Raw genomic sequence first — 13,137 nt, 5'->3', positions numbered from 1 at the left:
TTGACGGAGGCGGGTGGTTGTTTTTAGTTTCAGTTTGAAGGTTCTTCTTCATGCATGGACAAGTCTAGTTAAGTCATGGAAATGGAGCGGTGTTCGTAAAATGAAAGCACCTATGGATAGTACACAGATTCAAGCTGTTATTCCGCATCGGTACCCTTTTTTGCTGGTGGACAAGATCACGGAGCTGGAATTGGGCAAGCGGGCTGTCGGACTTAAGAATGTTACCATTAACGAGCCTTTCTTTCAGGGGCATTTTCCCGGATTTCCGGTCATGCCTGGTGTGCTGATCGTAGAGGCGCTCGCACAGGTGGGTGCTGTGGCCATGCTGAGCATGGAAGATAACCAAGGAAAGATCGGACTGTTCGCAGGGATTGATGGGTTCCGCTTCAAGGATCAGGTAAAGCCTGGAGATACGCTGATCCTGGAGGTCGAAATGACACGCGTTCGCGGAACTGTTGGAAAAGGGCATGGACGAGCAATGGTAAACGACAAGGTCGTTGCCGAGGGCGACTTGATGTTTGCTCTGATCGATGCGGAACAGGCACATTCTTGATCTATCTTGAATGTGCCTTTCTTTTCGGTTAGAATGGCATCTGGGAACATTTTTAACTCGTCGACCGTCTAATAAACTGAAGGTGAAACCATTGACCAAACCGGTTGCAAATATACTTGGCGTACCATTTACTACACGCGGCTTTGGCGAAACAGTTACTCATCTGGTGGAACGGATTGAAAGCGGAGAACAAATGCATGTACTCACCGCAAATCCGGAAATTGTTATGCTTGCAAACGAAAATCAGGCTTTTCGCACAATCGTAGAACAAGCCTATGTCGTACCAGATGGGATCGGAATCGTATATGCAGCCAAGTGGACGAATCAACCCATCCACGAGCGCGTAACCGGCGTGGAGCTGGTAGAAGCTTTGATGGCAGAAGCAGACAAAAAACAATGGAATGTGTATTTATTGGGTGCGTCACCGGAAGTGATCCAGCTTGCTGCACAAAAGCTGGAGCAGCGATTTCCGAATGCGCACATCGTCGGGTATAGGGACGGCTATTTTCGGCAAGACGAAGAAGAACAGATCGTACAGGAGATCGCAAGCAAAAAGACCCAATTGCTCTTTGTAGCGATGGGTTCGCCCAAGCAAGATCAGTGGCTAGCCCGATACCGCGACCAACTGCAAGCTTCCTTGATGATGGGAGTGGGCGGAACTTTTGACGTCATTTCGGGAAAAGTAAAACGAGCCCCTATGCTGTGGCAGAAGCTGAATCTGGAATGGCTGTACCGGTTGCTTGCTACGCCTTCACGTTGGAAGCGGCAATTGGCGATACCGCGATTTGTTTGGACCGTCTTAAAAGAAAAATGGAGTAACCGCTCCTAGAGCACCCGTAGAGAGGAGACAGCCGATGTCTACGTTAATCTTCGGATTTTTGACCTCGCTGATCGTTGCATTTATTGCTACACCTTATGTAAAAAAACTGGCTGAAAAAGTAGGGGCAGTGGACGCTCCCAACCAACGCAAGGTGCATACCCGAATTATGCCTCGCATGGGTGGATTGGCCATTTACCTCGGATATATGGTTGCTTTCTTTCTGTTTGTTCCGTTTGCCGATAAAACAGAGATGATGGGGATTTTTATTGGTAGTACGATCGTCATGGTGGTGGGAATGCTGGATGACAAATACCAGCTCTCGCCAAAATGGAAGCTGCTGGGGCAGCTCGTCGCTACAGTCATTGTCGTTATCCCGTTCGGTTTAAAAATAGGCGTGGTCAATCTTCCGTATTCGGGAAGCATTGATTTTGGCAGTGGCTGGCTGTTGTGGCTGGCAGTGCCGATCACGATGTTCTGGATCGTCGGCGTGACGAATGCCGTGAACCTGATTGATGGCTTGGATGGCTTGTCTGCAGGTGTTTCCGCCATTGCTACGGGAACGATGGCGGTTGTGGCACTTCTAATGGACGAGGTTAACGTTGCCATTTACTGTTTTGTTTTGCTGGGAGCGATTCTCGGCTTCCTGTATTTCAACTTCCACCCGGCGCGCCTGTTCATGGGCGATACCGGATCGCTCTTTTTAGGATTTAATCTTGCGGCCTTATCGATTATGGGTTTTAAAGAAGCATTGTTCGTTTCATTCATCATTCCGATTGTGGTCCTGGGAGTGCCACTCTGGGATACCTTTTTCGCTATCGTGCGGCGGATCGTCAACAAAAAGCCGATTTCGAGCCCGGATAAAGGGCATCTGCATCACTGTTTGCTAAACATGGGACTGTCTCATCGCTCCACCGTACTTGTCATCTACACGATCAGCGTCTTCTTCGGAACGATGGCGATCTTGCTGACCAAGACTACGAAGTGGACAACTTTGATCGTGATGGTCGCGCTTCTGATCGCGATCCATCTGGGTACGGAGATTGTCGGGCTGGTAAGTCGCAGGCATCGCCCGTTGATCAATATTTATCGGAGATTGAAAGTGAAGATGGCGCATCGACGCAGTCATTAATTCCGTACAAAACCTCTGCTGACCAGCAGGGGTTTTTTTTCGCCATTATTTAGGTGCAAACCCTTAACTGACTGGATTAATTGTCCGATAAATAAAGGGAGAAGGAATTGCCCTGAACTACCAGATTCTGGGTGTAAATAAGGAATTCAATGAAGTGGAGAGGTGAAGACATGAGGAAGCAATATCAAGACTTTCGTCGTTGGTTCGCGTTATGCCTGACGATGATGATGTTGGTCACGGGATTAATTCCGGCATTGCCAGCATCTGCTGCGACAAATACGAACAACCCGATCACGCTCACAGGTTTTCCGAATGATACCAGTGCAGCCAATCCGGTCGTGTATGGAGATTCACGGTTTACGATTACAGGTACATACGGAGCGAGCGTATCAGGTCCAAGCCTGCGCCTCAAACTGATTACGAATAATGGACAAATTGTTCAAGATCTGGCCAATACAGCTCCTGAGATCAACGGAAGCAACTTTACGTTTACGGACGTTTCGCTGAAATCCGGACTGAACAAGATCACCTTCTATGAAAGAGTCGGAAGCGTGACCAAAGAGTACTACCATTTTTATGTTCAGTACAACGATACACCGCTAGTCAGTGATTTGAAAATCAATGATGTGCCACTGAATGACCCGAATATTACGACCAATCCAACTTACATTGCGATTTCATCGATTAACAGACTGACGTTGAGCATGGACGGTAAAGCGTTGAACGCGGATTCCGTGGAAGTACGAAACCTGCGTAACAACGAAGTCATTCGTTCAGAGGTAAATCGGACGGGTACTTTTGGTTTGAACATTCCTTCATTGCTTGGTGAAAACACGTTGCACATCCGCGTGTTTAACCAAAACAAGGAAGTAGGGGTTTTTGAAAGAAAAATCCTGGTCACTGCGACTTCCTCGGGCAGCTCCGATCAATTTTACCAGGTCAAATTAGATAATGTACTGCTGAATCCAGACCTACAAGCTGTGATCAAGCAGCCGTCGCCAACTTCTAGTGAAGTGGCCATTACGGGTAAAGCACTCTTGCGCTTTATCGACATCGACAAGCTCCAGAAATTTGACCAATTCAGACTGACCATTACAGGCGATGGCTACAACGAGATTGTTCCAGTTACGCTCAATTCGTTGGTAGATCCGGATTCACCATCTGAAATCGGGTTTGCTCCAGTAGGCAATCCTCAGAATGGTTTCACTGAGTACTACATTTCCGCGAGAGTACCTGCTGGCTTACAAGATGGAAAAGTGTATCAAGTAAGTCTGAGCTATCAGTACCTTGTGAAAGTATCCAGTGACGATCCAAATGCACAGCCTACTACTCCGAACGGTTTTACACTGGTGAACAACTACCAGTATCAGTTCAAGTATGTGGATAGCAATAAGCCGATCATTGAAAAGGTTATCAATCAGGTTAATTCTCAGCAACTATCCCCAACGGGTACCAATACGATCGTAACATCGCCATTGGAACTGCAGCTGCAAACAATGAATGCAGATACTATTGGTGGTTTTACTATCAAGTACAATGGTGTGACCTTGAGCCAGACAGATGGAGATTATAGTCTTGTACAGGTTACTGGAACTGGTGCACCGGCAGTACCTGCCTACTACTATAATTTGACCCTGAAAAAGACACCTCCTGGTAATGGAAAACTAGAAATTTTGTATACATCGGGTTCTAATAGTACTTCTGGGGTCTATCAACTGGATATTCGGGTTACACCTTATGTACAGCTGACATATATGGTAGATGGGCAAGTGCGCAGCTTTGAAGACGGGTTCGAAATCAAGAGCGCAAATGATATTCGCAGCCTGGATGGTAGAGTGTACAACTATGTGTTGAAAAACAACGCCAATATCAACATCAAAGCTACCTTGAATGCATCACCTATTACGATCACGGGAATCAATACGACTACCGGGGTTTTCCGAATTGCAGATACGCAATTGAGCTATAAAAAAGGAAACAACGTGCTCAAAATTATATTGAGTGATGACACCAACAAAGATACCAACACAACATTTACCTACAACGTATCCTACGATACATCCGTAGCGCCAAGCGTTGAGGATGTGAAGCTGGAGATCGTCTCGAATGGCGAAACCGAAGAACTGGTGAAAAAAGCTGGGGATTCTGCTTATCGCACAGGAGCGAACTTCCTGAGAGGCCTGAGCTTCACAGTGAAGGATGCTACACATGTGTACATCGAGAAAAACGGTAAACGGATCAACGACTTTGAGTACGACAACGGCACTTGGGATCAGATCGATACCCATCAGGACTACGTAAATGCACGTCAAGAAGCAACGCTGAATGACAACGATCTCGCCGATATCTTTGACAGACGGAATATCTCCCCTATTTCCAGCTCGAAATTCGAGGGTAAAATTACGGCAAGTCAATACGGCGACCTCGTAGAAAGAGTTCAGGATGCTGTAACGGATGCTCAGATGCAGGAGCAAAAGCTCGCGCTGTTCCCGCTGACACTCCGCAAAGGCGGTACGACGGTATATACCATCGTTGCCGAGGATGACAACGGTACAGTCGTTCGATACGATATCAATATCGAACAAAAGTACTCCAGCTGGGAAGTTCTCTCGCCTGTAAAAGCGAAAGAGACAGACCAATATATCATTGTAAACAGCAACACGGCGATTGTACGTGTATTTGCAGAGAATGCGGATAAGGTCCTGTTTGGTAAAACAGAGGCTACTGTATCCAATACAACCAATCGCGATTTCTACTATGATGACGATCTGGGCAAAACCATTCCAGAAACGTATTATGTCTTTACAGCTACTGTCCCGCTGAAAAAAGGCCTTAACAACGTGAAGTTTGCGATCCAAGTAGGCACGGAGACATACAACGACGAGATCAAGATCTACAACGCCAATTCCACCGTTAATGGTGCCGAATACCGCGATGTACTGGGTAAAAAAGTCTCGTTCACTGTGTTCGATAAGCAGCTGGTGCTGAAATTCCCAAGTGGTACAGTTCTGCTGTCGCCAGATGACGGACGTGCCGGTCAGGAAGTAAAAAATCCGAATGGTGATATCTTCGTTGACGTTCCACTCTACTTCGGTATCGCGGATCGTACGACTGGACAAGTCAGTCTGCCAGACGACAACCTGGAAAACAGACTCGTTTTGGATGCCAACTTTAACTACGCCAGCCCGCTGTACTACATCGACGCTGGCGACATGGAAGCTCCTTGGGGTAGAGATCCTTATTATGATGAAGGAGATGCTGAAGACTTCAAGAGCCGCTGGGAAGATAACCTGGTGCCAAGCCGTCAAGGAACACTCACGCTGCAGTACAATTCCTCTATTGTAAATGCAGCGAATACCATGCTGACGATCTACTATCACAACGGTGATGAGTGGAGAAACGTAGGCGGGGTAGTGAATACAGGTTCCCAAACTGTTCAAGTGCCGTTCCAAGGCTTTGGTTTCTACATGGTCATGAAAACCAGAGAATCCTACGATGATGTAGTAAGTCATGATTTTGCTCGCGATGCGATGGAGACTCTGTATGCAAAAGGAATCATGCCTGCATACAGCGGAAGCAGCTTTGGAGCAAACCGTGATATGACACGTGGTGAGTTTGCGACCATGCTGGTAAAAGCGCTGGCTTTGCCGATTGACGCTGGCCCGTACCGCGACAGCAATGAGCGCGATCCACTCGAACCAACATTTACTGACGTTCGACCCAATCGTGATCGTTGGGACTACGAGTACAAATACATCGAGACAGCAGCTCGCGCAGGTATCATTCGTGGTAAACAGCCTGGCTACTTCCGTCCGGATGATTCCCTGACACGTGAAGAAGCAACCATCATGATTGCACGTGCGCTCAACCTGAAGGTGGGCTCCCTGGATGCTTCCAAGCTGGCATTGAACAAATCGTTCACGGATGCCAAAGATGTCAGCTACTACGCTGCACCATCCGTATTGGCAGTTACCAAAGCCAAGCTGATGAACGGCGAACCAAACGATGCGACTGCCAAAAAGCCGACGTTCAGCTTTAAACCAAGAAACAACCTGACTCGTGCAGAGATGGCCGTGATCACTGTGCGCGTGATGGTACAAATGAAGAAACTGCCGAAGCAGTAAAAGCACTATAATATAGAAGAAAGCTGAAGCAGCTCTGCGCCGCTTCAGCTTTCTTTTTCATACTTCGCTACTCGTTCACGCAGCAGGTAAATGTCTTTTTCATGCTGCCATACCTTTTTTTCGAGAAAATCCAGATGTACCTTTTTATCGATCTGCTCCTCCCGAATTTCCCTTACCTCTTGACAGAGGTTGTCCAACCGATCATTCGTACTGGCAACCTTCTGAATCAACTCAGCACCCATCTCTTCCACGAGCTTCATGAGCGATTCTTGTCTTTCCATGCGCTGCTCGAGGGCACCCATGCCCTGCTCGAAATTTCCCATACGCTGTTCCAGTTGTTCAAACCGGATATCATGCTGGTCTAACCGCTCCTCGACTCTGTCTAACCGCTCCTCGACTCTGTCTAACCGCTCTTCGATTCTGTCTAACCGCTCTTCGATTCTGTCTAACCGCTCTTCGACTCTGTCCAACCGCTCCTCGACTCTGTCCAGCCGTTGCTCAATCGCTCCAAATTTTTCTTCCATTCGATCAGACATTTGACTGAGCTTTTCAAACAAGTCATCCAAAGTCTTCCCCATGTCCGTACCCCCTCGCGCATGTGCATGCACTATATAACTATCGTAAATAATGATAGCCCATCCCGCAAGCGAATTTATTCCTCATCCCCGACAGCATCCACAGGCACTTCTACATATTCTTTCTCACCAAGCTCGATCTGGGCCTGGCCATTCGTCAAGTCTATCATTCTCTCGATAAAGCCATCCTGTTCACCTTCGGGGATGAGCACATGTGCCGATACTTTATCCGTAAAGTCAGTGCCGACCACACGCTGCTCCCCAATACGCAGTTCGTTTTCCACCTTGCCCCACCACGTATAGTCCACATGAATGGATATTTTTTGGTGGAGCGTATGCACGACGATCCGCGCTGCTTTCAGTGCAGTGACAGTCCCAGCCGTATACGCTCGAACCAAGCCGCCAGCGCCCAGCTTGATGCCACCGAAGTAGCGGGTCACGACCACTACGGTATCCTTGACTCCGTTTTTCTTGATACATTCCAGAATGGGCTTGCCCGCTGTTCCGCTTGGCTCCCCATCGTCACTGGAGCGTTGAATCTGATCATTTTCTCCAATGACAAATGCAGAGCAGTTATGGGTAGCGTCCCAATGCTTTTTCTTGATGGCTGCGATGAACGCTGAAGCCTCTTCTTCGGTAGTCACGCGTTGTGCATACCCAATAAATCGAGAACGTTCTATTATAATGTCGTCTTCTCCATAGCCCGCAACGGTCTTATACTGATGTAACATCGTCCGATCACCTCAAGAAAAGGATAGCATGTCAAAAGAAAGTTCGCGAATCCTGAAATGTTTTTGACACATATTCGTATTATTCTTTACAAGCAGATGTGTACAAATAATGAAAGGATCGAATCTATACATGAGGAGGTGTGTGTCGAACCGGCCTATGCAAATAGTTCCAAGTTTTAATTTTTCGTGTACGAAACATTCCTATGTGATATAGTGATGTTGGGACAAACTGTAATATTTTGATTAGAAGGAGTGGACAATATGAATTTTCCATACTCATCGAAAAAATGGCAAAAGATCAGTATGGCTGCCGTTTTGACGACAGTGCTTGGAGTAGGCTCGTTGACAGCCTATGCGAATAATGCAGACGATGCCAAGGCAGCTCAGACTGAAGTGGAGGCATCAGCTGAAACAGCAGCCCCAACCGAAGCTGCTCCTGAACAGGCAACCGAAGCCAAGGCAGATGAGCCAAAAGCGGAAGCAACTGTTACAGAAACCAAAACACCTGCTGCCACAGAACAAAAAACCACCACACCATCAGCTGAGGCAACGACCGGTATAGAGCAATTGACCTTGGAAAAAGCGATTCAACAAGCATTGGAAACAAATGCTACGCTCGAAAATACCCGCTTGAGTGTGAAGAACGCGGACCTCAACTCCATGCTCTCTTATAAGTCACCTGCTGAGATGCCGAGTGAGGTCATTTGGTCTTTGGATGCAGCGAAAGCTAAATACGTGACCAACGCTACCATCGATATGAACCGTCTGTTGAACTCCTTGCAGCTCAAAGCAACTGAAAGCAAGATCAAGCTGGGAGCGCAACAGGCATACTACGATCTGATTTACGCACAAAATGACCTGAACCTGAAAAAACAAAGTCTGACGCGTGCGCAAACGCAGTTGAAGGTAGCGAAAGCAGCATTTGAAGTCGGAACCAAGGCGAAAACAGACGTCTTGCAGGCGGAAATGGGCCTGGCTGGTGCGCAGGCTGCTTTGACTACAGCGGAGAACAACCTGGAAATCGAACGCATGGAACTCAATGATTTCCTCGGGGTAGACCTGGACAAGAAGTGGAATATTGTCGTTGCCAACAAACAGGCTGCGCCGATCACCAAAACTTTGCAGCAAGCACAGGCAGAAGCGCTGGAAAAACGCGTGGAAATGACCAAGGTCAAAGAAGAACTCAAACTGGCTGAGTTGAATGTGAATCTTGTAGAAGAATACTCTGTGATGGCTACTTACCAAGGCCGTATTGCTAAAAACAATGTAGAGACTTCCAAGGTCGCGATTGAACAACAAGAGCGTGCCATCAGCAAAGAAGTAGCACAAGCCTACTACAACCTGAATGCAGCACGTCAAGCGATTGACTTTCAGAAAAAAGCGAAGGATTCGGCAGCAGAAAGCTACCGCCTGACCAACCTGCGCTTTGAAAACGGACTTGCAACGACACTGGAAGTGATCCAGGCAGAGGAAGAATTGTCTGATCGCGAAAACCAGTATCAACGTGCGATCCTTACCTACAACCTGGCTGTAGTCAACTTCGATACAGCATTGGGCAACTAAGAGAATTATTGTAAGGATCTGATTAGAACTGGAAAAAGGTTCAATGGTGACAGACCGCCGAGCGTACCCTATAATACGAGTTGTGGCGGTTGTCACTCCTTACATAAACAAGTGAATAACGACCACGAAAAAATCTTTAAACTTTTTTTCGAAGGCGCCGCAACTTTTGCTGAGCTGAGGCGTTTAATAGGATGTCACACGAAACACGGGGAATTGTGTAAAAAAGATTCACGAATTCTAGCAACTGTGTTACACTAGTGATTGTTGCATTTTACACAATACTGAATATACTAGAGATTTTTAACACGGAAAAAGCGATGCTGTCCTGCGGAAGGAGGTGACACGCGCTTGCAGGATTCGGGCTTTAAAAAGAAAGATAGATTATCAACGAATATTCCCCAAGAACAATTTGTTTATACTAGAGGAGGAGAACACAAGGTTATGAAAAAGGTTGTTAACAGTGTACTGGCTAGTGCTCTAGCACTTACAGTTGCTCCTATGGCTTTTGCTGAAGAAGCAGCTACAACAGCTCCTGTAATGGATGCTCAGCTTGAAAAAACGGTAAAACGTTTGGAAGCACTCGGATTGGTAGCAGGTTATGGAAACGGCGACTACGGCGTAGACAAAACCATCACTCGTGCTGAGTTCGCTACTCTGATCGTTCGCGCTCGCGGTTTGGAGCAAGGTGCTAAACTGGCACAATTCCAATCCACTTTCGTTGACGTAAACACGGCTGACTGGTTCTCCGGCTTCGTAAACGTAGCTTCCGGTCAAGACATCGTTAAAGGTTATGCAGACAAAACCTTTAAACCTCAAAATCAAGTAACATACGCGGAAGCAGTAGCTATGATCATCCGCGCCCTGGGTTATGACCCTGCAGTTAAAGGTGCATGGCCTAACAACTACATCGCAAAAGCTTCTGAGCTGAACATTGCGAAAAACGTAGCAGCTCCGAACAATGCCGCAACTCGTGGCGAAGTTTTCAAAATGCTGGACAACGCACTCCGCGTTAAATTGATGGAGCAAGTTGAATACGGTACTGACATCCGTTTCACATTCTCCAACGAAACACTGCTGACTCGTTACCTCGACGTAACAGTTCGCGACATGGATTGGGTAAACGACGAGCGTCTTGATGGCGATGACCTGCCATTCGTTACTAACGTACCTGTAGTTGGTCTGGGTACTCTGAAAGCTAACGAAATCACAATCGCTGGTAAATCCGCTGGTTTGGGTAACAACACTACTTACAAAGTAGCTGATGGTATCAACCCTAACGAATTTGCTGGTCAACACGTTCAAGTTTGGATCAAAGACGACGCTCCAAGCACAATCGTTTGGATCGAAGGATCTACTCATGAGGACGTAGTTCTGGATCGTCTGGGTGACTTCTTCCTGAACGGCACCGACATGAAAGGTGACGGCAGCAAACTGGACAAAGACAGTGCTATTAAAAACCTGAAAGTTGAACTGGATGGTTCCGGTAAAACTTACAAATTCTCTGAAGATGTAAAAGTAACTTACAACTTCAAACCAGACGATTCTTTGGATCTGTTGCAAGATATCATCTCTGACAACGATCTGTTCTCTGCTAAAATCGTTCTGAACGACAAGAACGAAATCAGTTACATCCATGTAATTGATGACAAAACAATGAAGAAAACGACTAAGGGCGTTAAATACGGCTCCCAAATCGTTGAGAAAGTTGACGCTGACAAGAAGAAAATCACCAACTTGGACGGCAAAAAGTTCAACGACCTGGAAGACCTGGAAGAGGGCGAAGATTACCTCGTATTCCTGGACAACAAACCAGCAACTTTGGCTGACCTGAAGCCTATGGATGTATACAGCGTATACTATGCAAACGGCGACGAAGACAAACTGCTCGTGTTTGCTAACCGTACAGTAGTTGAAGGTAAAGTAGAAAAAGTTAACATCCGTACAGCTACAGACAACCGTCTGGTAATCGGTGGTAAAACTTACCGCTTCAAGCTGGATCAATCTACTTACTCCGACAACGGTAACGAAGATATCGAAGATATCACAAAAGACAACCAAGACACCATGAAAGATCTGGATGGAGAAGAAGTAAAACTGTATCTGGATCCAGCTGGTTGGATTCGTCACATCGAAACCAAAGACAGCATCAGCGATCGCAAATTCAAAGCTGTTGTTACCAAACAAGCGATCTACTCCGGTGGAGACTTCTCCTTCGAAGTAATCTCTGAAAAAGGTAAAAAACACACTATCGAGATCGATCCTAAAGACATCAAAGGTACTGATGGTAAAGAGTACGATGAGGATCTGGTAATCGAAGACTTCACTCCAAGCAAAACCAACCCATTGCTGTTGGAAGTAACCTTGGATGCTAAAGGCGAAGCTGAGAAAGTAAAAGTTCTCGAAACCAAATTGGAAACTCTGGCTGGTTCCGACTGGAACGACGCTGCTGATGAAGACGAAGAAGTTGTTAAATTCGACGGCGTAACATACGAAGTAACGAAAGACACTGCTATCTTCGATATGACTGGCGAAATCACAGGTTCCCTGCGTGAAACCCTGAAAAAGCCAGGTATCGCTAAGTTCTCCAAAATCGCTGACGAGAAAAACCAAACTGTTCTCTTCACAGTAGATGAAGACGATCAAGAGGTTGAAGCTATCTTCCTCGTTGAAGGTAAATCCGCGAGCAGCGACATGCAATACGGTCAAGTTCTTGGTTGGGATCGTTCCGGCGGCGTCTACACTATGAAAGTTGTTACTAGCGTAGACAAAGAAGTGAAAGAAGTAACCTACACTCTGGACGACAACTCCAGCGAACTGACTGACAGAGGTATCAGACGTGGTGACTTCATCGCTTTCAGCTTGGATGGAAACAATGAAGTTCAAGTTGACGAAGTAGTTGAAGTGGTTGACATGGCTCACTCCATCGAAGACCTGAAACTGATCGATGAAGATGATTGGGCAGATGCAGAAATCGCTCACATCACTACAGCGATTGCTACTAAAGTTGACGGCAACAAAATCACTTATGAGTGGAAAGATAAGGATGGCAACAAAGATTCCGAAACTTACATCACTCGTACAAACACTGCATACTTCAACGCTTACGACCTGGTAGCAGGTGACAAAGTTGAAGAAGGCGACTACATCGTACTCTTCAGTACTGAAGACGTAGCTAGCCGTTACGACTATGTACTCTACATCAACAGCGAGAAAGAAGTTAAGAAATACGATCTGGATACAGAAGAATTCTTGAAACAAAGCCCATCCAACGGTGAAGATGATGGCGGAGTAATTGATCCACCAACTGAACTCGTAGACAAAGATTCTGTAGAAGTTGTTGAAAAAGAGCAACTGCCAGGTATGATCTCCATCTACACCGTAACTGGTGAAGGTCTTGCTGGAGCAACTGTAGAAGTTAAAGTAGGTACTCGTTCCGCTGAAGACACTATCGATGCTGATGGTAACTTCGAAGTGAAAGTTACAGGTAAACCAGGCGAAACTAAAGCTACTGTAACTGTATCTAAAGAAGGCGAAGAAACAGTAGAATTCGAAGTATCTATCTAATAGCAACACGACAGAAAAACACAAGCTTGATTGAGTAATCTGGGGCAGAGGGTTTTCCCCTCTGCTCTGATTTACTCA

8 protein-coding genes are annotated in these 13,137 nt (G+C 46.4%); 6 read left to right on the top strand and 2 right to left on the bottom strand.

Annotated elements, in window-relative coordinates:
* The first annotated feature begins 100 nt into the window (after positions 1–100).
* The 4 genes from fabZ (at position 101) to EDM52_RS04770 (ending at position 6,626) form a co-directional block, all read left to right on the top strand.
* The gene (gene fabZ, locus EDM52_RS04785) at positions 101–553 is read left to right on the top strand and encodes a 3-hydroxyacyl-ACP dehydratase FabZ (protein WP_122907900.1); all 453 of its coding nucleotides are present in this window, start codon (positions 101–103) and stop codon (positions 551–553) included.
* Positions 554–644: 91 nt separating this feature from the next.
* The gene (locus tag EDM52_RS04780) at positions 645–1,382 is read left to right on the top strand and encodes a WecB/TagA/CpsF family glycosyltransferase (RefSeq protein ID WP_122907899.1); all 738 of its coding nucleotides are present in this window, start codon (positions 645–647) and stop codon (positions 1,380–1,382) included.
* 25 nt (positions 1,383–1,407) lie between these two features.
* Positions 1,408–2,502 carry a glycosyltransferase family 4 protein gene (locus EDM52_RS04775; protein WP_122907898.1) on the top strand — a complete coding sequence of 365 codons (1,095 nt, stop codon included), beginning with the start codon at positions 1,408–1,410 and terminating at the stop codon, positions 2,500–2,502.
* A 170-nt stretch (positions 2,503–2,672) separates the two neighbouring features.
* Positions 2,673–6,626 (top strand): S-layer homology domain-containing protein, encoded by a 3,954-nt coding sequence (locus EDM52_RS04770; RefSeq protein ID WP_245996519.1) that lies wholly within the window; start codon positions 2,673–2,675, stop codon positions 6,624–6,626.
* Positions 6,627–6,670: 44 nt separating this feature from the next.
* Here the strand turns inward: EDM52_RS04770 and EDM52_RS04765 are convergent, their stop codons facing one another.
* A complete protein-coding gene (locus tag EDM52_RS04765; protein WP_122907896.1) occupies positions 6,671–7,204 on the bottom strand; it encodes a coiled-coil domain-containing protein in 534 nt (177 codons plus the stop codon).
* A 74-nt stretch (positions 7,205–7,278) separates the two neighbouring features.
* On the bottom strand, positions 7,279–7,932 hold the full coding sequence (locus tag EDM52_RS04760) for a YigZ family protein (protein WP_122907895.1): 654 nt from the start codon (positions 7,930–7,932) through the stop codon (positions 7,279–7,281).
* A gap of 261 nt (positions 7,933–8,193) precedes the next feature.
* Here EDM52_RS04760 and EDM52_RS04755 point away from each other — a divergent pair, with 261 nt between their 5' ends.
* Both EDM52_RS04755 and EDM52_RS04750 read left to right on the top strand, forming a co-directional pair.
* On the top strand, positions 8,194–9,495 hold the full coding sequence (locus EDM52_RS04755; RefSeq protein ID WP_122907894.1) for a TolC family protein: 1,302 nt from the start codon (positions 8,194–8,196) through the stop codon (positions 9,493–9,495).
* Positions 9,496–9,843: 348 nt separating this feature from the next.
* Positions 9,844–13,059, top strand: a complete 3,216-nt coding sequence (locus EDM52_RS04750) for an S-layer homology domain-containing protein (protein WP_122907893.1) — start codon at positions 9,844–9,846, stop codon at positions 13,057–13,059.
* Positions 13,060–13,137: the final 78 nt, after the last annotated feature.

It is taken from the genome of Brevibacillus invocatus (assembly GCF_003710915.1).
Classification (GTDB): domain Bacteria; phylum Bacillota; class Bacilli; order Brevibacillales; family Brevibacillaceae; genus Brevibacillus; species Brevibacillus invocatus.
Note: the sequence above shows the minus strand (reverse complement) of the source record. Positions and strands in the feature narration are given on the sequence as shown.

What these genes read in the sequence shown, in the direction of transcription:
- EDM52_RS04755 (WP_122907894.1), top strand. Translation starts at nt 8,194, where the DNA reads ATGAATTTTCCATACTCATCGAAAAAATGGCAAAAGATCAGTATGGCT.
- EDM52_RS04760 (WP_122907895.1), bottom strand. Translation starts at nt 7,932, where the DNA reads ATGTTACATCAGTATAAGACCGTTGCGGGCTATGGAGAAGACGACATT.
- EDM52_RS04775 (WP_122907898.1), top strand. Translation starts at nt 1,408, where the DNA reads ATGTCTACGTTAATCTTCGGATTTTTGACCTCGCTGATCGTTGCATTT.
- EDM52_RS04770 (WP_245996519.1), top strand. Translation starts at nt 2,673, where the DNA reads ATGAGGAAGCAATATCAAGACTTTCGTCGTTGGTTCGCGTTATGCCTG.
- fabZ (WP_122907900.1), top strand. Translation starts at nt 101, where the DNA reads ATGAAAGCACCTATGGATAGTACACAGATTCAAGCTGTTATTCCGCAT.
- EDM52_RS04765 (WP_122907896.1), bottom strand. Translation starts at nt 7,204, where the DNA reads ATGGGGAAGACTTTGGATGACTTGTTTGAAAAGCTCAGTCAAATGTCT.